Annotated in this window: 17 protein-coding genes and 1 pseudogene; 14 read left to right on the plus strand and 4 right to left on the minus strand. The window is 40.6% G+C overall.

Features of this window, described 5'->3' with window-relative positions; translation table 11 throughout:
* The first annotated feature begins 6 nt into the window (after nucleotides 1–6).
* From PQ511_RS00980 to PQ511_RS01010, 7 genes are all read left to right on the plus strand, one after another.
* Complete coding sequence (locus tag PQ511_RS00980; RefSeq protein ID WP_273850067.1) at nucleotides 7–363, plus strand: hypothetical protein; 357 nt, start codon at nucleotides 7–9, stop codon at nucleotides 361–363.
* Between the two features lie 165 nt (nucleotides 364–528).
* Complete coding sequence (locus tag PQ511_RS00985; protein WP_273850068.1) at nucleotides 529–1,545, plus strand: hypothetical protein; 1,017 nt, start codon at nucleotides 529–531, stop codon at nucleotides 1,543–1,545.
* A 17-nt stretch (nucleotides 1,546–1,562) separates the two neighbouring features.
* Nucleotides 1,563–2,186, plus strand: coding sequence for a hypothetical protein (locus PQ511_RS00990; RefSeq protein WP_273850070.1), 624 nt, complete (start codon nucleotides 1,563–1,565; stop codon nucleotides 2,184–2,186).
* A 232-nt stretch (nucleotides 2,187–2,418) separates the two neighbouring features.
* Nucleotides 2,419–2,748: a hypothetical protein gene (locus tag PQ511_RS00995; protein WP_273850071.1), complete on the plus strand. Its 330-nt coding sequence runs from the start codon at nucleotides 2,419–2,421 to the stop codon at nucleotides 2,746–2,748.
* Nucleotides 2,741–3,334 carry a transposase gene (locus PQ511_RS01000; RefSeq protein ID WP_273850072.1) on the plus strand — a complete coding sequence of 198 codons (594 nt, stop codon included), beginning with the start codon at nucleotides 2,741–2,743 and terminating at the stop codon, nucleotides 3,332–3,334. The genes PQ511_RS00995 and PQ511_RS01000 overlap by 8 nt, the downstream gene beginning before the upstream one ends.
* A gap of 71 nt (nucleotides 3,335–3,405) precedes the next feature.
* Entirely contained in the window at nucleotides 3,406–4,179 is a 774-nt protein-coding gene (locus PQ511_RS01005) for an HNH endonuclease (protein WP_273850073.1), read from the plus strand.
* A gap of 157 nt (nucleotides 4,180–4,336) precedes the next feature.
* Nucleotides 4,337–4,504, plus strand: a complete 168-nt coding sequence (locus tag PQ511_RS01010) for a hypothetical protein (protein WP_273850075.1) — start codon at nucleotides 4,337–4,339, stop codon at nucleotides 4,502–4,504.
* A 113-nt stretch (nucleotides 4,505–4,617) separates the two neighbouring features.
* Here PQ511_RS01010 and cotJC read toward each other — a convergent pair.
* The 4 genes and pseudogenes from cotJC to PQ511_RS01030 all read right to left on the minus strand — a co-directional run.
* Nucleotides 4,618–4,848 (minus strand): annotated as a pseudogene (cotJC, locus tag PQ511_RS01015) (spore coat protein CotJC); the annotation flags it as partial.
* Between the two features lie 20 nt (nucleotides 4,849–4,868).
* Nucleotides 4,869–5,135, minus strand: coding sequence for a spore coat protein CotJB (locus PQ511_RS01020; protein WP_224595124.1), 267 nt, complete (start codon nucleotides 5,133–5,135; stop codon nucleotides 4,869–4,871).
* A gap of 3 nt (nucleotides 5,136–5,138) precedes the next feature.
* Nucleotides 5,139–5,354: a spore coat associated protein CotJA gene (locus tag PQ511_RS01025; RefSeq protein ID WP_273850076.1), complete on the minus strand. Its 216-nt coding sequence runs from the start codon at nucleotides 5,352–5,354 to the stop codon at nucleotides 5,139–5,141.
* 109 nt (nucleotides 5,355–5,463) lie between these two features.
* On the minus strand, nucleotides 5,464–5,658 hold the full coding sequence (locus PQ511_RS01030; RefSeq protein ID WP_273850077.1) for a hypothetical protein: 195 nt from the start codon (nucleotides 5,656–5,658) through the stop codon (nucleotides 5,464–5,466).
* Nucleotides 5,659–5,845: 187 nt separating this feature from the next.
* Here PQ511_RS01030 and addB point away from each other — a divergent pair, with 187 nt between their 5' ends.
* The 7 genes from addB to PQ511_RS01065 all read left to right on the plus strand — a co-directional run bounded on the left by addB (nucleotide 5,846) and on the right by PQ511_RS01065 (nucleotide 20,809).
* Nucleotides 5,846–9,337, plus strand: a complete 3,492-nt coding sequence (addB, locus tag PQ511_RS01035; RefSeq protein WP_273850078.1) for a helicase-exonuclease AddAB subunit AddB — start codon at nucleotides 5,846–5,848, stop codon at nucleotides 9,335–9,337.
* Entirely contained in the window at nucleotides 9,327–13,034 is a 3,708-nt protein-coding gene (gene addA, locus PQ511_RS01040; RefSeq protein WP_273850079.1) for a helicase-exonuclease AddAB subunit AddA, read from the plus strand. The genes addB and addA overlap by 11 nt, the downstream gene beginning before the upstream one ends.
* A 64-nt stretch (nucleotides 13,035–13,098) precedes the next feature.
* Nucleotides 13,099–14,256, plus strand: coding sequence for an exonuclease SbcCD subunit D (locus PQ511_RS01045; protein ID WP_273850080.1), 1,158 nt, complete (start codon nucleotides 13,099–13,101; stop codon nucleotides 14,254–14,256).
* A gap of 15 nt (nucleotides 14,257–14,271) precedes the next feature.
* Complete coding sequence (locus PQ511_RS01050) at nucleotides 14,272–17,622, plus strand: AAA family ATPase (protein ID WP_273850082.1); 3,351 nt, start codon at nucleotides 14,272–14,274, stop codon at nucleotides 17,620–17,622.
* A 308-nt stretch (nucleotides 17,623–17,930) separates the two neighbouring features.
* The gene (locus PQ511_RS01055) at nucleotides 17,931–18,581 is read left to right on the plus strand and encodes a hypothetical protein (RefSeq protein ID WP_273850083.1); all 651 of its coding nucleotides are present in this window, start codon (nucleotides 17,931–17,933) and stop codon (nucleotides 18,579–18,581) included.
* A 20-nt stretch (nucleotides 18,582–18,601) separates the two neighbouring features.
* The gene (locus PQ511_RS01060; RefSeq protein WP_273850084.1) at nucleotides 18,602–19,774 is read left to right on the plus strand and encodes an efflux RND transporter periplasmic adaptor subunit; all 1,173 of its coding nucleotides are present in this window, start codon (nucleotides 18,602–18,604) and stop codon (nucleotides 19,772–19,774) included.
* Between the two features lie 159 nt (nucleotides 19,775–19,933).
* Nucleotides 19,934–20,809 (plus strand): fumarylacetoacetate hydrolase family protein, encoded by an 876-nt coding sequence (locus PQ511_RS01065; protein WP_273850085.1) that lies wholly within the window; start codon nucleotides 19,934–19,936, stop codon nucleotides 20,807–20,809.
* Nucleotides 20,810–20,875 lie beyond the last annotated feature (66 nt).

Here is a 20,875-nt window from a genome sequence, read left to right on the forward strand (position 1 = left end):
TACAGCATGGAGAATATAAAGCCTTTAACAGAGACAACTAAAAAAGCATTAATGTATTTAGTACAGATTGAGGGCATTACTCAGACTTATGATCCTGTATTGAAAAAAGTAGATTTCATGGAGGTAGCTGAGGCTATTGGATTGCCTCCTGAGGTCACTATGTCAGAGATATGTAACTCTATATTAAAGGAGCTTAATGCTAGAAATATAACTATTGCTTTTGTACCTGATAAGAAAGATAAAAATTGTATTTATATAGGGCTTAGACCTATCTTACTCAATACCCATCATGAGTTTTTAGAGGATGGTCTAGAGATTAAGACAAAAGATAGAGACTATGTAGCTCAGGTAGTAAATATATAAAACTTTTTAAATTTTTTTGGATTAAACACTTTACTAATGTTCATCCAGTAGCACTAGAGGGTGGAAAAGGTAACAGGCTACTTTAGCTAGTAGCTTGCTATCTTTCCTGAGTATTACACTACACTACATTTATAAGAAACTGAAAGCAGAAAGGGGTAACACAGCATGACAGACAAGCAAACAGAATTAATTGAGGAGTATCTTGCAGAGGTTATGCCTAGTCAGGCTATTGAACATGCTATAGCTTTTGGATATTTAAAAGGTACTGACTCACAGATTACACAGACAATGTACTCAGAGAGAGCAGGTATAAACTCTAGGACTCTCAGAAAGTACATTGCAGAGAATAAGCAAGCATATGAGGAGGAGCTAGAGAGGGCTAAGGAAAATGCTGAGCCTGAAATTGACATTTCTAACTTAGACAGTAGGAGCTTATCAGAGGAGCAGATTGATAAGTTTATTGAGGTATTGTATCAGTCTGCTATTACAGGCAATGCAAGAGATAGACAGCTTTTGATTGACTTTACAGGCATGACTGCTACTGATGTTATGACATTCCAGAATACAAAAGCATCAAGCCTCAGGTGGTTTGTTAAGTCTACACTCTCAACAATTAGTAAGCATATGGATGCAAGGGCTTTAGGGATCAACTTAGCAGAAAGCTCCTATTTGTACAGAGGTGATAAGTCCAGTAATGGAAATGCTCAAAACTTTATCAATGCAGATCTTGAGGATGAGAGCTTTAAACTTGAGCTTATGTATTGGGGAATGGCTTTTATGTCTCTATACAATCAGACAGAGCATCCTGACATTAAACTACTTGAGAAAGTAGTAAGACTAGAGAGAATGGAGCAGGAGACAGCTCAGGAGATCAATAAAGCTGAGGTTAAGAAGTATGAGGCAGGTAAAGACATCAAGGCAGATAAAAAGCCTTTAAGTAGGGAGGCATTATACAGCAAACTTAGTGAGGTCTTTACTGATGAGGAAATAGATGAAATGAGAGCTAAACAGAAAGAGGCAGACAGAGTAACTAAGCCTCCTGAGCTAGACAAGGAAAAAGTAGAGCAGAGAGCTTCACAGCATGAGGACAAGTTAGAAGTACTATTGTCTATTGAGGATGAGCTTAAAGCTATGATGAAAAAGGCAGACCTTAAAAACAGAGCAAGAAAATACCAACAATAAAAAGGAGAATGGTTATTATGAATTCACAAACAGCTATGAAAGATATGCAGGAAAAGGTACAGGAGCTATTAACAGCTAAGGATGCAGTAGAGGCAACAGTAGATAATATGGAGGAGCAGAAAGAGCAAGGTAAGAAGGCTTTACAAGAAATGCAGGAGGATCTACAGCAGGCTCAGGAGACTAAAGAAACAGCTACAGATGTTACTGAGGTAAAAGAGGCAGTAAAAGCTATTAATCAATTAAATGAGGATATTGAGCTACAGGAGTCAGTAAATGTAGCTATGAATAACAAAGGTAAGCAGGAGCTATTTAATGTATCTGATGAGTTTTATCAAGTATTCAATCAGGCGAAAATGATGTATTCCCCTCTTTATAAGTCAGTTATTGCAGAAGCATCTATTAATAGTGTTGATGAAGATATTGAGAAGATGAATGCAGTAGCTAATCCTATTAATGTAACTTTTGGATCTGTAAAAAACATCTTAGAGGATAAGGGAGTTATTGATAGAGGACAGAATCAGTTTAAAGCTAGTGGAAAGCCTGTACATCTTAAACAGAGAGGACTGGATACAGCAGACTTAAAGGAGCTAAAGCATTCTTTTAGACCTCTGATTGACAAGTATTTCACTACAGCAAGGTAAGAGGTAAAGAGATCCAACTATTGTAAAGAGACAGATCCTTATAAGGAGAGAGAGTTAGGAGCAATACACTACATCAGGAGGGCTACCAACATGGCACATGCAATTCTTGAGGGAGTTATTGTCCTATCTCTAATTAAGACTATGACACTCATTTTCAGTATTAAATCATAAGAGCAGGAGCAGGGCTTAAACAGTCTTGCTCTTTTTACATTCAGAGGGGAGAAAACTAAACATGATGAATTATAAAATTAACACTTGGATTCAATCAGGAGAGCAAGCAAAAGAGATCAGCAGTAAAGGGTATGAGCTTTTGAGGGCAGGTAATCAATCTTACTCAGGTCAAACCATTGGCTACATCCTATATTGTCACTACATTAAAGGCGATTCTTTCAATGTTATTAACAGAGAAAACAAAAGTATGCCTGCTAACATTATTAAGGGTATTCTTACAGGTACTTATAGTCCTAAAACCTTCAATGCTTTTATGGAACTAGCAGATGCTGAGCCTGAGACATTAGAGGCTATTTATTCAGATGTAAAAGAAGGTGAGAATATTGGCTAAGGTAAACAGGCTTGAGTTTATGGATCTTAAAAGCAGATACTTGTCTAAATTAAGAGATAACAATATTCCAATGGATCAGGTAAAGCATTATATTTCTAGGGATATTACAGACAGCAAACAAGCTGAGAAGATGATTAAAGAGCTAGATAAAGAATTTACAAAGATCAAAGAGGATGATTTAGATCTATTGCTATTTAATGTATTGGAGATCTTACAGGAGACTCCTACTAAGTGGACAGTAGATAAGGGTGATAACTTGTATGTAGTTTATCCTCATCCAGTAGTAAGCAATGGCAGGGTAACAGGAGTAGAGTACAAGCCTCATAAGAGTTATTACTTTGAAGATACTGAGCTTTTTGAAAGGTACATTGTTTTACAGAATGACATTGCTAAAGCAAGTAAAAAGAAAAAAGGATCAGGAGGCAGAGGTAGACCTTCTAAGTTTTCTGTTGAGCAGGTAGCTGAGTGGGTTAAGCTAAAAGATCAGGGCTACAGTTATAAGGATATAGCAGAAAGTAATGATGTATATGCTACTACTATAGGTAGCTATGTAAGGAAATATAAAAAAGAGCAACAGGCAGGGTAGATAAGCCCTGTCTTTTTTTATGTATAAGAAGTCACACCAACACTACACAAAAATAAAAGGGGAGCTTATAAATGATTAGATTAAATGCAGAAAGACTACAGCACAGGATAGAGCTAGTTAAGGAGTATATGGATCTTGAGGGCAGTAACTACAATTTAGAGGCAGGCAGTATTACAATAGCTAAGAAAGCAGGGAAAGGATCTAGCAAGGCATCTATTTCTACAGATGGATATGCTAACTACTCTTTAAGGGATGGATCTAGAGGTAAAAGCTATACAGTTTACTTACATCATATTGTAATGATCCTAGCAGATCCAGAGGAGTATATTAGGCAGATGCAGGAGGGTATGACTATTAACCATAAGTCAGGAGATAAGACAGACAACAGCCTGAGTAACTTAGAGTACCTGACATTAGAGGATAATCAGACACATTCTTATATTAATGGCTTAGGGTTAAGCAACAGGCACAGTATAGAGGATCTTATTAGCTACAAGGATGCTTACTTTATTTTAAGATCTTACTATGTAGATCAGGAGAGCATCAGGGATATTGCAACAAGGACAGATCTTACTGAGTATGCTGTAAGAAAGATTATAAGAGGTAAGGTATATACAGGGATAAAAGCTATGTTTACTGCTTTAAATGATGATGTAAGAAACTCAAGAAAGTCTACATTGAGAAAGACAGAGGTAAGAGACATATTAAGCCTGTACTATACTTTAAAAATGCCTCAGACAGAAATAGCTAAAAGGTACCATATCAGTAGATCATCTGTGGCAATGATCTGCAATGGTGCAAGGTGGAGAGAAGTATATAAGGAATTTAAACAAGTGGGAGCTTAGAGGCTCCTGCTTTTTTTTTATAGATTTATAATTACATTCCCTCTCTGGTGTCACAGTTACAAAATCTCCTCTTAATCATAAGTGAGAGCAGTTATTCAAGTTATTAGGACAAACAGGACTCACATATAGATTTTGTAACAGCAGAGGGGGAGACATCATGAGCAAGCAACAAGTTTTAGAATCAAAAGGTAAACTGGAATTAGTTGAAATAATTGATGAGAAGACAATTTATATAGAAGGAAAAGGAAAGGCAACTGATGTAGGGGAGCTGGATATGAGGAAGTTTATACATGAAGCAATGAATTTAAATTCCTTTTGGAAGTAGGGTAAGGCTTAAAGCCTTGCTCTTTTTTTTATGCTTTTTTAAAAGTTTTATTTAGAGGTATATAATAAGGAAGTTTTTTGTATAATGTATTGTAGCATTTTAGTTATGTTCTATTTGTATACCATCGTGGCAATCATTTCTAGATGAGCGAATTCTTCTGTGCCGATATCGGTTAATAACCCGACCACTTTATCAGGAATGGTATAGCGCTGATTCAGGTAGCGGAGAGCTGCAGCCAGCTCACCATCAGCTCCTCCGTATTGCTCAATTAAAAACTTGGCTAGCATAGGGTTACACGTACTCACCTTGACGGGGTATTGTAATTTTTTTTCATATATCCACAAATTTGTTCACCCTTTCGGAATTAGACTTGCCACGGCCATGGGGCATCTTTCCAATCCCATGGGTAGTTGGAATAGCTGTTGCCATATTGTTGCAATGGACCATATTCTTTTTCATACCGTTTCTTAAGCTGTTTCTTCATTTTTGCATACTCATTGAATTGTTGAATGGCTTCATAATCATTCGGATGGGTATCAAGATAGAGCGTTAATTCGACAAGTACAAAATCAACAGCTTGAAGCTCTTCTAACAGCTCATAATATTCTTTTGGCAATTGTTTTTGAGACATGAGTTATTCCTCCCTCTTTGAAGGATAAGGATAAGGATCATAAAAGGCTTTCCAGAGTGTCCCTTTCTGTAGGGCTTCGCGAGCAGAATATTGTTCAAGACCTGGCGGTTGAAATCCCATATACAAATTTGGTGGAGTCGAGTAAGATTTCACACGGATTGGAGGACACGGATCAAACGGACTGACATATGGCTCGTAAAATTTTCGGTTTGTATGCATTTCTTGACCTCCTTCTTTACAAATCTCTACTCTTAAGTTGTATGAACGAAATAAGAAAACATGAATCTCAAATAAAGAAGCACTTCCATTTTGGAAGTGCTCCTATCCTTTACATTTTATTAACGGTATTGTTCCATCTTGCCAGCATGTTTTTTAAGTCGTGAAGATCAGATTTGAACGGAAAATCTGCTGCAACACTGCGCTTTTGGCCATCATCTAATTTTTCATAACTATGAACAAACTCAGTCATGTCTCGTGTTAATCGGTTTAATTCCCATTTAAACGTTTCAAATTCTTTTTCCATCACGAAAACTCCTTTATCAATTCATTCTTATGAGTTCTATACCCGAGTACATAAAGAGGGAAACCAAAGAGTGTTCGATTTGGTAGTAAATGTCGTTTCACATACGAACGTGTTTTCTTATTTCTATTCAATTGATCGAAAACATGAGATAATAGATGAAGAATTTACGTTGTAGGAGGTAGAACAAATGACCGTGCAATTTGTCATTGGTCGATCAGGAAGCGGAAAATCGGACCATTGTTTAACAGAAATGCAACATGAACTGAGCAACCGACCGATTGGACAGGATATGATTTACCTCGTTCCAGAGCAAATGACTTTTCAATCAGAGTATGAATTGGTACATAATAGAGGTTTAAAAGGAATGATTCGCGCGCAAGTTTTTAGTTTTACAAGACTAGCATGGAAAGTCCTTCAGGAAACCGGGGGCATGGCTCGTCCTCATTTAACAAGCGTCGGCACAAGTATGATGCTGCGTCAGATTATTGAGGAGAAAAAATCGGAATTAAGAATTTATCAGCGCTCTTCTGAGAAAACGGGATACGTGGAACAGCTTAATGATATGGTAACCGAGTTTAAACGATATTGTCTTGAACCAGGTGATATTAAGAGCTTTGCAGATGACCTTTATCTAGAGAATGAGAGAAGTCTCCTTCGGGATAAACTTTATGATTTGCATCTTGTTTACGAAGCTTTTCAAAAGAAAATGATTGGTCATTATCTGGATTCAGAAGACTATCTAGCACTATTGGCTGAGAAAATTGAGGAATCCGATTATCTGACAGATGCAACCATTTGGATAGACGGATTTCATAGTTTTACACCTCAAGAACTACTCGTCATTGAAGCTTTAATGAAAAAAGGCACTGCGCTCTCATTCACGTTGACAATGGATCCGGAAATGATTCCATCTGCCATACATGAACTTGATCTTTTTCATGAACCAGGCAAAACGTATCAAACACTCCAGGGAATGGCGAATGAAGCCGGGGTTGAAATCAAGGAACCTCTTATCCTTACCACGCAGAAGCGTTATCAAAATAGTGAGATGGCTCATTTAGAAGCGAATTATGGTGAACGTCCACCTGTCCTATACCGTGGGGAGCTGAACCATATACAAGTTCATCATGCGGTTAATATACGTTCTGAAGTGGAGGCTGCAGCACGCGAAACGCTCAGGCTTGTTCGAGATGAAGGATATCGGTACAGAGATGTTTCCATCATGGTGCGAAACATGTCCACTTATTATGAACTTGTAGAAACGATATTTGCAGATCATGGGATTCCGATTTTCTCAGACCAAAAGCGGACAATGCTTCACCATCCTCTGATTGAGCTAATTCGTTCAAGTCTGGACATTATTCAATTCAACTGGCGCTATGAATCGGTTTTTCGTTGTGTGAAAACGGAGCTCTTGTTTCCTGACGATACGGGCGAGAGTCTTGAAATGATTCGTGAGCGCATGGATGAGCTCGAAAACTACGTGATAGCAAAAGGGATTAAAGGCTATCGGTGGAAAACCGGTGAACGCTTTAAAGCCAATATTTATCGTCAATTAGAAGATAAGGAAGTTATTACTTCAGATCAACTGGAAGAAATGGAAGATCGATTGAATGAAACGAAAGATTGGATTGCAACCCCGCTTGAGAAGTTTGAGCGAAAAATGAAGAAAGCGACCACTGTTCAAGATATGTGTGAAGTCCTTTATTATCATCTTGAAAACTGTCAAGCTGCAGAGAAGATTGATCGATTGAAAGAGCAGGCAGAAAAGTCAGGACAGCTTTCAAAAGCACGTGAACATGATCAGGTATGGGATGCGGTGATTTCACTACTTGATGAAACGGTTGAATTAATTGGGCAACAGAATCTTTCAGTAGAACAATTTACGAAATTACTAGAAGCGGGAATGGAGAACATGAAATTTGCTCTCGTCCCTGCTTCTCTTGATCAGGTCGTCATGGGAAGTATTGATCGGACGAGATTTACTGATGTGAAATGTGGTTTTCTCCTGGGTGTAAATGAAGGGGTTATTCCAGCAAGAATACAAGAAGACGGCTTGTTGAATGAGCAAGATCGAGAGAAATTAGAAGAACAAGGCATTCAGCTTGCTCCAGGGTTAAAGCGACGTTTGCTTGATGAAGAATTTCTGATTTACCATTCGTTGTCTACTCCGTCAGATTCTTTATGGATTAGCTGTCCGCTTGCTGACGAAGAAGGAAAAGGACTACAGCCTTCTATTGTCATGAATCGATTGCAGGAAATGTACCCTGATCTTAACATCGGACTAAAGTTTGCAGAGCCTGGTGAAGAGGTGACCGAAGAGCTATCATTTATTACGAATCCATCTAAAACGATTGGACGGTTAACGGGGCAGCTTCGCCAGTGGCATCGTGGTTATCCAATTGATCCAATCTGGTGGGATGCCTACAATTGGTTTATTGAGGCACCTTCAGAGAAAGATCGCATTCGCTTAATTGATAGTTTATTTTACCGTAACAAAGCGGATCGTCTAACAGAATCAACGAGTAGAAAGCTGTATGGGAATCAATTTCAAACGAGCGTATCCAGAATGGAAAGATACAAGTCTTGTGCGTTCTCTCAATTTGCTTCGCATGGTCTCAAGTTAAAGGAACGTGCAACATTTAAGCTTGAAGCCCCTGATATTGGACAGCTTTTCCATGCGGCATTGAATATGATGGCGGAAACGATTAAGCAGCGACATTGGGACTGGGCGAAGCTTTCGGCTAATCAATACTATGAGCTTTCAGGACAAATTGTGGAACAGCTCGCACCAAAGCTGCAAAATGAAATTCTATTAAGCTCAAATCGCTATCACTATATCATGAGAAAGTTAACGCAGGTAGTTGGCCGCGCTTCATCCGTTCTTGGACAGCAGGCAAAGAAAAGCGGGTTTCAACCAGCCGGCCTTGAATTAGGATTTGGTCCAAATCAAGAACTACCTCCGATTGAGTTTACGCTTAAAAACGGTGTGAAAATCCAGCTTGTTGGTCGAGTCGATCGAGTTGATCAGGCTTTGAATGGAGAGGAACTTCTTCTTCGCATTATCGACTATAAGTCTAGCGGTACTTCTCTTGACCTTTCAGAAGTGTACTTTGGGCTTGCTTTACAAATGTTGACGTATTTGGATGTGGTGATTACGAATGCACCTATCTGGCTTGGAAAAGAAGCTACTGCAGCAGGTATGCTGTATTTTCATGTCCACAATCCTATGCTTCAAACTTCCTCTCCAGGACAGGCGGCCATCCAACAGGAGCTTTTCAGAAAATTTAAGATGAAGGGGCTTTTACTTGCGGATAAAGACGTCGTGAGTTTAATGGACAATGACATCGAGACAAAGAAATCCGATATTATTCCAGCTGCATTGAAAAAAGATGGGAGCTTTTACAAAAACTCCTCCGTTTTATCCTCGGATGACTTTCAAGCGCTTCGTTCCTATACTCGGAAGACCATCCAAACGATCGGAACTGAAATCTCAGATGGGCGCATTGAGATTGATCCTTATAAAATGAAGGATCGCATACCATGTACGTTTTGTTCTTACCGATCATTTTGCCAATTTGATCAGGCAATGGAAGATAATGCGTATCGTCCTATTGCTGCTCAAGATGATGAAACGATATTAAGACGAATGCGAGAGGAGGCAGATGATGATCAATAAACCAGAAGGGTCAAGATGGACCGATGAACAGTGGGAAGCCATTGCTTCAAGAAATCAGGATGTGTTAGTAGCCGCAGCGGCGGGCTCGGGCAAAACAGCTGTTTTAGTGGAAAGGATCATCAGAAGATTGGCAGACGAGAAGGATCCAGCTGAAGTTGATCGCATCCTAGTCGTGACATTTACAAATGCGGCAGCAGCTGAAATGCGTCACCGAATAGGGGAAGCCCTTGAAGAAAAACTGAAAGAAGACCCTTCTTCGCTTTATTTAAGAAGACAGCTTTCGATGTTAAATCGTGCTTCTATTTCAACTTTACATTCATTTTGTATGGAAGTTTTGCGTCGGTATTATTATGAGATTGATCTTGATCCTGCTTTTCGGGTAGCAGACCAAACAGAAGCTGCACTACTGCGAGAAGAAGCGATGGAAGAGCTCTTTGAAGAGCATTATAGTCAGAAAGAAAATGAAGCTTTTTATGACCTGGTCGATCGCTATAGTAGCGATCGTAGCGATGTGGATCTTCAGCTTCTAGTAGAGCGACTTTTTCATTTCTCTTCAAGCCATCCGTGGCCAAAGCAGTGGTTGCTTGATAGTGTCGCGTTGTATAAGAATGCCGGTGACAAAAGCTTCGATGAGCTTGTCTGGGTCGAAGAATTAAAGAAGGATGTTGTCCTTCAGTTAGAAGGGATGCGTGAAGTGCAAGACAAGGCGAGGACCATGTCTTCTTCTCCAGGTGGACCGGAACCTTATTTATCAACAATAGAAGCAGAACGCGAAATGGTGAATGGGCTTCTTGAAGCTTCGAACCAATCATGGGAAGCGTTAAGAACCGCGTTTGAAGCTGTTTCATTTGGTCGTTTGAAGCCCTGTAAAGGTGATCAATATGACCCTGAAGTCGTTGAGACCGTAAAAGGAATGCGTGATCGCGTTAAGAAAACCGTTCAAAGCATGAAAGAAGACCTTTTTCAAAGGGAAGCTCATGAGTACGTGGAGGATATCCAGAAGCTTGCGCCTGTTCTTGAAACGTTAGCTTCTCTCGTTAATGAATTTAGAGAGAAGTATGCAGAGCTGAAGAAAGAAAAGGGACTCGTTGACTATAGCGATCTCGAACACTACTGTCTTTCCATACTATTAGATGACGCATCAACACCAGAAAACCCTGTTCCTTCTAGTGCAGCGAAAGAATACCAAACGCAATTTGCTGAAGTGCTTATTGATGAATATCAAGATACAAACTCTGTACAAGAAACGATTCTAAATGCGATTAGTCGAACATCAGAAAACGGCGGAAATCGCTTCATGGTGGGGGATGTGAAACAAAGTATTTATCGATTTAGACTGGCTGAGCCCGGATTGTTTCTTGAAAAATATAAATCGTTTGGTCGCACTGTCGAGTCTCCTTCCAAACGAATCGACCTTGCACGAAACTTTCGAAGTCGCGAGGAAGTGCTAAATGGGACCAACTTTATTTTTAAACAAATTATGGATGAGCGTGTAGGTGAAATTAACTATGACAGTGCAGCAGAGCTGATTCCAGGAGCGGATTATCCAAAGTCACAGACGGTTACCCCGGAAGTTCACGTCATCGATCAAAGCTCTAGTGAAGAGGAAGAGATTGAGAAAGTTCAGCTTGAAGCGCGTTTGATTGCAGCCAACATTAAATCTATGATGGGTAAAAGCGAAAGAGAACGCACCAAAATCTATGATCGAAAAGAAGATCGTATGAGACCGATTCAGTATCGCGATATGGTGATCTTAATGCGGGCTACTTCAAGCTGGGCTCCTGTGATGATGGAGGAATTGAAAGAGGCAGGGATCCCGTCTTATTCAGACCTTGCTACAGGTTATTTTGAAGCGACAGAAGTAGCGATTATGATGAGTCTACTAAACGTCATCGATAACCCCTATCAGGATATCCCTCTCGCTTCAGTCCTGCGTTCTCCGATTATTGGTTTATCGGAAGAAGAGCTTGCCTTGATTCGAATTAATGAGAAACAATCAAGTTATTACAATGCTCTACAGATATATTGTGAGACCGAATCAAATGAGCTTTCTGAAAAGCTTCTCCGATTCATTGAGAAATTAAATCGATGGCGAGAACAAGCAAGACAGTCATCTTTAAGTGAGTTAATTTGGCAATTGTATCGTGAAACGAACTATTACGAATTTGTTGGCGGAATGCCTGCTGGCTTACAGCGCCAGGCGAATTTGCGCGCCTTATATGATCGTGCTAGACAGTATGAAGCAACTTCTTTCCGTGGCTTGTTTCGCTTTCTTCGTTTCATAGACAGAATGAAAGAACGAGGAAGCGATCTTGGTACAGCACGGGCATTAGGAGAGCAGGAAGACGTCGTACGTGTTATGACCATCCATAAAAGTAAAGGACTTGAATTTCCTGTCGTCTTTGTAGCCGGGATCGCAAAGCAATTTAATATGAGAGATATGGCCAATCAAATGCTTCTGCATAAGGAGTTCGGATTAGCAACGAAATACATTGATCCACTCAACCGGATTAGCTATCCGACCTTACCCTACTTTACTTTGCAAAAGCGCATGAAGCTTGAGCTGTTGGCTGAAGAGATGCGAGTGCTGTACGTCGCCTTAACGAGAGCAAAAGAGAAATTGATTTTAGTTGGTACGGTGAATGATTGGGAGAAAGAATTGCTTTCTTGGGCGGAAGCTCCAGGAGAAGAGTGGCTCCTATCCGATTATGAACGTTCCACAAGTAAAACGTACTTAAGCTGGATCGGACCAGCGATTATAAGGCATCAGGATCTGACCTCTCTAACAGAAGGAGTCGTTCACTTTCCTAAACATGAAGATGTTTTTCAGCATCCGTCAAAATGGTCTTTAACGTTGCATCAAGCTTCCGATTTTTCTCAAATTGAATCAGAAGACGTGAAGAAACACGACGAATATGAGAAACTGCTTCAAAGGAAAGAACCTATTCCTGAAGAGAGTGTCTTTAAGAAAATCGTGAACGATCGTTTGAATTGGACATATCCACACCAGGCAGCGGCTGAAACTAGGTCAAAGCAATCAGTAACGGAAGTAAAGCGCCAGCGTGAAATTTTCCAGGATGAACGGAGTGACGATCGCTTAGTAAGAGGATTCAGCCAATCACTAAAGGAACGTCCTCGCTTTCTCCAAAGTAAAAAGCTGACTCCCGCTGAGCGTGGAACTGCCATGCACATCGTGATGCAGCACATTGATCTGCACAAACAGCATGAGGAAAAAAACATTAAAGAATTAATTGCAAAACTTGAAACAAAAGAGTTGCTAACGAGTGATCAGGCATTAGCGATTGACATTAAGCAAATTAAAAAGCTAATTGATTCTGAACTTGGTGAAAAGATGAGAAGTGCCATCGACATTTATAAAGAAGTTCCTTTTAGTCTCGGTGTGAATTCAAAATGGATTTATCCTGACTTCAATGGAGAAGACGAAACCGTCGTATTGCAGGGAGTGATTGATTGTATTCTGCGTGATCAACATGGGGAATTGCTTTTAGTCGATTATAAAACAGACGTGATTGAAAATCGTTTTTCTTCAGAAGACCAAGCAATGGAAACGATGAAACGTCGCTATTCAACACAGCTTCAACTCTATGAAAAAGCGATTAATGAGATTTGGGGGTTGCCATGCAAAGAGAAAATCCTTTTCTTCTTTGATGGTGGCAGGTCACTCTTAATCGATTAAAAATAGCCGGGCAAATGTCCGGCTTCTTTCATTCAATGTATCTAAACGATAAGGAGTGAAAAACATGAAATTGCTTCATACCGCTGACTGGCATCTCGGTAAAACATTAGAAGGTAGAAGCCGTCTCCCTGAACAGCGAGAGTTTCTGGAGGAGCTGCAAACCATTGCGGAAGAAGAAAATGTAGACGCCATTTTAATGGCCGGTGACGTATTTGATACCGTAAATCCACCGGCAGCCGCAGAGACCCTTTTTTATGACGCAGCTGTAAAATTAACAAGCCGTGGGGAACGGCCCCTCATTATTATTTCTGGCAACCACGATAATCCAGAACGATTATCGGCAGCTCGGCCTCTTGCACATACTAGCGGCATCACCATTATTGGATTCCCGACAACAAATCCGATTGAAGTAACCGTGCGGAATGGTCAAAACCTTTCCATCGCCGCTCTTCCATACCCGTCGGAATCACGCTTAAATGAATGTTTAACAGAAGGTCAGGAAGAAGATGCGCTACAGCTTGCATATGACGATCGGGTGAAGAAGCTGTTTAGCGATTTAGCGGAGGCTGGGAAAGAGGATGCCGTTCATATTGCGATGAGTCATATTTACGTGGCAGGAAGCCGTGAAAGTGATTCAGAAAGGCCGATTCAAGTAGGTGGGGCCTATACCGTTTCAGCTAATTCGTTACCTGAACAGGCGCAATATGTAGCGCTTGGACATTTACACCGTCCTCAGACGATTACGAAGGGTTCTGCACTTGCTCGCTATTCCGGCTCGCCCCTTGCTTATAGCTTTTCGGAGGCGAATCAAGCGAAATCCGTGACGATCATTGATGTGGAGCCGAAAGGCCTTGCTCATATTAGTGAAATTCCGTTGCAATCTGGTAAACCGCTCGTGCGCTGGATCGCAAAGCAGGGAATTGAACAAGTGTATACATGGCTTGAAGAAGGAAAAGATCAGGATGCGTGGATCGATCTTGAAGTCCATTTAAATGATACGCTGTCCATTGAGGAAATACATCGGCTTCGCAATCAACACAAAGGCTTTATACATATCCGACCTGTGTTTAAAAAGAAAGAAGAGCAGCGAGAAGTGTCATATGCCAATTTACCAATAGAGGAACTTTTTAAACGGTTTTATGAAAAGCAAACGGACGGTGCTGAACCAGATGATGAGCTTGTGCAGCTTTTTCTAGATTTATCACAGGAAGATGAAGAGTAAGAAAGGAGTGAGAACATGAGACCGATTACCTTATCCGTTTCAGGACTGCATAGTTTTCGTGAAAAGCAAGAAATAGACTTTGAAACGCTTTGTCAGGGAGGAATCTTCGGGATTTTTGGTCCCACAGGAAGTGGGAAATCCTCTCTCCTTGATGCAATGACCCTTGCTCTTTATGGAAAAGTGGAGCGGGCGACAAATAACACTCAGGGGATTATGAACCATGCGGAAGATACGCTTTCTGTTTCTTTTACGTTCGCACTGAGCGACTTACGCTACCGCGTTGAGCGCACGTATAAGCGGTCAGGGGATGTATCCATTCGCTCAGCTAATTCTCGTCTTATTGAAATAGGAGATGAGAATACTGTGCTCGCGGATAAAGACCGGGACGTATCACAAAGAATTCAGGAAATTCTCGGCTTAACGATTGATGACTTTACTCGTGCTGTTGTTTTACCCCAAGGGAAATTTGCGGAGTTTTTATCGTTAAAGGGAACGGAAAGAAGGCAGATGCTTCAGCGTCTCTTTCAACTTGAAAAATATGGTGATCAATTTAATCGTCGTCTTAGATCTAGAGTGGATGAGAAAAAACATCACTTAAATGAAGTCACCGCAGAGCAAACAGGCCTCGGTGATGCCTCAAAAGAATTTCTGAAAGAAGCGAAGGAAGCTGTAAATACAGCAGATCAAGCAGCTCAAAAAGCGAAAGAAGACCTTCTTTTAGCGGAAAAGCAAAAAGAAAACGTCATCGAAATCTGGAACCTTCAACAGCAGCTTGCTGACCTCCAAACGAAAAAAAACACGCTAGCAAAAACGCAGGATGAAATCAGTACACTTGAAGAAAAGATATCTCAAGCAACAGCGGCTGCTCAACTAAAACCTTACCTCGATGCGGTTGAAGCGACTGAGAAAGAAGTTCAAGATGCGAAGCGCCGTTTTGAAGAGACGAAACGGGTTCTAAGTGAAATGAAATCTTTGTACCAATCATCGAAAAACAACTACGAGGATAAACGAACGCAGAAAGAGAAAGAAGAGCCGCTTTTCATGAAACAATTGAATGATCTTGAACGCGGATTAGCGCTTGAAAACGAAATCAAACAGATTAGCGATCAGTTAAAAGATCGTGAAGAGCAGTCTTCATCGCATGACCAAAAAGCAAAAACGGTGGAAGAAGAAACGACGAAAGCCCAACAGGATTTAAAAAAGGCGCGCACGCTACAGTCTGATTTAAATCAAGAACTAACGAGCCTCCAGGTCACGCCAGAAAAACGAAAGAAAATGGGAAGAGCTCAAAGCTTGAAACAGGAGTTCCAATCACTGAATAAACAGCTTGATACGGCTGTTAAGGAAGTAGAGAAACAAATTAGTGAACAAAAGGCACTTCACCCTACTTATGAAGAATTAGTGAAAGATGTAAACCAGATGCGAGAGCGCTATATAGGATACTATCAGGCTGTGCTTTCAACGTATCATGCTGTTTCCTCCCATAAATTAACGCTCGAACAGCATATTCGTAAAGTTCAAGAAGAAATTGAGCAAGGGCAGCGTAAATTAGATGAAAGCCGAACTCATGCCATTGCCATTCGTCTGGCAAAAGGGTTAGAAGATGGCGACGCTTGCCCCGTTTGTGGTGCGACAGAGCACGTTTCTCTTGCAGACGGTGAGGATCAGACAGAGCAAATCAATGAACTTCTGAATCAAAAGGAACAAACACGTGAAAGGTTAAAAGAGATGCTTCAATCGGCGAATCAACTGCAGTATCAGTTAGAACAAACGTCAGATACGATGACAGCCCAAGAAGATCTGTTTCACGTTCAGAAGAATGACATGCCTGAAGTGAAGCGTAATCTTTCAGCAGAAGAGTTGATGACAGAGATTAAGTCACTTACTCAAGACGTTCGTGAATTAGAAGAGAAAATCAAACATACTGGTAAAATCATCCAAGAGAAGCAATCTAAAGAGACAGAGTACCGCTACCAACTGACCCAAATTCAAAAGGATCTTGATTCAAAGAATGAGAAACAAACGAATCTAAAGGAAGAAATGACTTTAATAGAGGAAACGATTCAGAAGGAAATCTCTCTTTCTATTGAACAAATTGAATTAGAAATGGATCACATTGAAAAAATGGATCAACAAGCAAACGTAATTCGCGACAGACTTGCAAAAAGTGGTCCCTACATTGAAGCGAAAGAGCAACATGTTCAGGAACTTCATGAAAAAATGCAGGAGCATTCTGTTCGAAAAGTAGAATTAAGAAGTGCCACACAGCAGCTTTCTGAACAAATTCAAAAGGCAAAGTCAGAACACAAAGCCCTCGTAGGAAATACAACGGCTAAAGAAGGATTATCGCAGGTAAACGAACAGCTTAATGCCATTCGTCAGGCTGAAAAGCGTGCGCTCGAGCAACTACAGCAAACCGAAGAACGGTACCAGCAAGCTGAAAGACGTGCTGCTGCTGATGAAAATTATCATAACGATGCCCACCTTCGCTTAAAAAAAGCAGTTGAAACGTATGAAGCAGCTGAAGCAGCTTCGATTTTTGAAAATCGCTCTCAAATAAGGCATGCCGAAGTACCACAGGAGCAGAAAATGAGTTGGGAAAAGCGTGTGGAAACGTATCGGAAGGAATGGAGTCAAACAGAGCATTCGATCAGTGAGATGAATGAAAAGCTTGCTGGTAGAGGAATCTCAGAAGAAGCTTATAAAGAAACAATCAACCAGGCGGAACAGGCAGGTCTCATACGGGAAGAAACGCTTTCTCGGTTTGCTGCTGCAAAACATCATCTAGAAGACGTCACGAACCGGCATGAACGATACATGGATCTCGAGACGGTTCGTAATTCTGTCAGTGAAGAGCTCGAAAAGCTCGGTAAGCTGCAAACGGTTTTCCGAGGAAATAGTTTTGTTGAGTTTATTGCTTCCGAGCAGCTTGAACAAGTGAGCCTCGATGCGTCTCAAAAACTTGGTGACCTTACCTCACAGCGATATGCGATTGAAGTGGATTCTAGCGGAGGTTTCCTCATCCGGGATGATGCGAATGGTGGTGTGAAGCGTCCTGTTTCCACGTTATCTGGTGGAGAAACGTTCTTAACATCTCTTGCGCTCGCGCTTGCTCTCTCGGGTCAGATTCAATTAAGAGGCGCACACCCACTACAATTTTTCTTCCTCGATGAAGGATTTGGAACCCTTGATGAATCTTTATTAGATACGGTGATTACTGCACTTGAAAAGTTACAGAATGAGAGCTTGTCTGTAGGTGTGATCAGCCACGTGCCAGAACTAAGGGCAAGACTTCCGAGAAAAGTGGTTGTTTCTCCTTCTGAACCTTCAGGACGAGGGAGTCGAATTAAGCTGGAAACCTTGTAACTTGTCATTAGGGTGCAAGAATGATTCTCGTTAGACAATAAATTGTTCATTTAGCCAATATATTACGAGTATGGACAATAAAAATAAAAAATGGCCAATATATCACGGATTTAGCCAAAAAAGAGTCATGGCCATCTCCTTAACGTCATGAGGCATTGTTAGGCTGGGGTCATATGTTCATTCATAAAGAGAAAAACGATCTGAAAGGATATGTTTTCTCTTTTTTTCTTGAAAGATACTGTCAAAATACGAGAGTTTATGTAAAAATATGAATAGTAGTTGAGGTAACTTACATAGGAGGAACATGGATGTCGCATTCTATGAGACTAGTTTTAGGAAGCTTTAAACCTTTTTCACACTTTCGGCCGCTTCAGTCAGCTTATCGGTTGAAAGGGTCGTGGTGGCGCATCATTTTACTTGCCATTTTTTCATTCATCATTGTAGGATTCACATCGTTTATGAACATCAAATATGCTGGTGACATGCCGGAATATACGGGGATTGCATCCGATGACCGCTTGCTTTTTGTGCTAAGCGAAGTAATCACAGATGGTTTGATAGGTGTCCTAACAATGATTGTCATCGTATTAGGAGGAGCACTCCTATACTGGCCATTTTTTCAGCAGGTTGGCTTTAAAAGACTTGCCTACATACATAGCTATGTTGTCTTTATTCTATTAATCGGTATGCTCCTTCAATTACCGTTTATTCCTTTTCTTCATGAGCCGTCACTCGTTTCTCCTTATAGCCTGGGTGTATACGTGGATCTCATAACAAATGTCCCATTTTGGTTATATTTCAGCTATAGTCTGTCCCTTTTTTTAGCGTGGGGGACCTTCGTTCAGTATGTAGCGATTAGGCAAAGCTCATCGGTTTCAAAAGGGTATGTCATTTTTTGGACGATTGCCTTGAATCTATTAATAGCAGCGATTATTGCTTACATGAGGACGGCATTTTGAAAAAGGTGGAGGGTCAAATCGTGAATCGTAAGTCACTTTGGATTAGTATTAGCGCTACACTTATCCTGCTTCTTTTTATTACCGTCAACACCTTGATCATACAGAGTGTCATCGCAGGTGAAAAGAAGCTTGAAACCGTTACTGTAAAAGGAAAAACATATGAGGAACTTGTGACGTTTGAAGGCGTTCTTATTCCTGAAGTGGAGGAGTCTTACTATTATCAATCTTCACGTGGGAATATGTCAGATGTTCTAGTGAATGAAGGGGATGATGTTTCAACGGGAACTTCTCTTTTTGAATATGAAAAAAGTGAAACCGTTGATGTATCTGATTTGAATTCACAGCGGAACAAGGCAGAAACAGCTGTTTCTGTACTTGATGATCAGCTTAGTGATCTTGCCGTTCAGTCATCACGTATTGCCTCTAATGAAGATCTTGAAGATGAGCAAAAGCTTCAATTGCAGCTTGATGTCGAAGAGCAAATACGAGATACCGAGTATAAGAAAAGACTAGCGGAGCTTGACGTAAAAGAGTTGGAGCGTCAAATCGCAGAAGCTGAGACGAATAAAGAGGAGACTTCCGTTGATGCCACGTTTAATGGTGTTGTAGAGGAAGTGAATCGAACGCCTGAAGATGGTGAAGCCGTGGTTAAAGTATTGTCGAAAGACTTAACTGTACAAGGAGCTGTTAACGAAATAGACTATCCGACACTAGCCGTTGATCAGGAAGTTCTCATTCGTTCCGCTGCTTATCCGGGACAACCCGCTAAAGGACGTATTACAATCCTCGAAGATCGACCTTACGAAGTAGAGGATGAAGCAGGTATTAGTATGTATCATTTTAACGTTATGTTAAGTGAAGAAAGTGACATGAAGGTTGGAACACATGTGGTTATTGACGTTCCACTTCATCAGAATACCAATGCGCCGTCTGTCCCTGAAGAAAGCATCATTGAGAAGGATGATAAGAGTTATGTCGTCGTTTTCGAGAAAGACGAAATTCATTTACGAAAAGTAGAGCGAAGACGAATCGAAGATGGTCGCGTTGAAATCCTTTCAGGACTTAACTTAAAGGAAAAGGTTTTAACTGAACCTAGAGAAGCTTTTACAGAATTGCTTTCCGAGAAAAAAGATCAGAAGAAAGAAACAGAAGAAGATCAGCAGCCTGCTTCGGATAATGAAAGCAAAGGCTGAGTGAAAAGACCTGTTGCCATACAGGTCTTTTTTGTATGCATTCGTTTCTTTAATCGACTCTTTATTAACACACTATTCGTGAAATTAAATCCCCTTTCATGTCATAATAGGTGTAATGTTCATAAATCTGTTTCTAAATGCAAAGGAGTGGTTGGTTTTATGAAATTTGTTTCATTTCAAGCAAAAGAAGAATCTGGGTTTGGTATTTTAGATGAAGAGAATCAGCAGATTGTAAACTTGAAAGACTACTATTTTGATCAGGGGGTGGACATACCAGATTTACAAACGTTCATTCGACAAGGTGCACCTGAGTTTGATCAGCTTGATAACCTTTCAGCTCAATACTATCTTTCAGTTGAAAGGGTGGAGATCCTAGCGCCTATTACGAGACCAGCTAAAAATATTTTCTGTGTCGGAAAAAATTATCGAGATCATGCGATTGAAATGGGGAGCGAGAAAGATATTCCGCAACACCCGATGATTTTTACGAAAGCGCCAACAACCGTCTCAGCGCCTAATCGCGTTCTTACGTTTGGACGTGAGTTATCTGAAACGCTTGATTATGAAGGTGAGCTTGCTGTTGTGATTGGTAAGAAAGGAAAAGGAATAAGCAAGGATGATGCGATGGACTATGTGTTTGGCTATACAATCATCAATGATCTTACAGCACGGGATCTTCAAAAAAAACACGGCCAATTTTTTATAGGTAAAAGTCTGGATGCTTCTTGTCCAATGGGTCCAGTTGTCTTACATACCTCAGCAGTTCCTGAGCCGCATGAACTATCCATCGTGACGAAAGTAAATGGAGAAGTAAGACAAAACGGAAGCACATCCGATTTTATTTTTGCGATTCCTGAGCTTATCCATGTTCTCTCTAAAGGGATGACGTTAGAACCTGGTGATATTATTGCAACCGGAACTCCAGCGGGAGTTGGAAAAGGATTCAACCCGCCTAAATATCTTATGGATGGGGACGTAATTGAAGTAACCATTGAAGGAATTGGCACATTACGTAATGAAATAAGAAAAAGATAACGTTCTGGTGTTTATATTAGTCTAAAAAAAGGAATTGTTATCCAGAGAACCGACTAGGAGGGTTTA

The sequence above is a fragment of the Guptibacillus spartinae genome, assembly GCF_028610625.1.
Classification (GTDB): Bacteria; Bacillota; Bacilli; order Bacillales; family Guptibacillaceae; genus Guptibacillus; species Guptibacillus spartinae.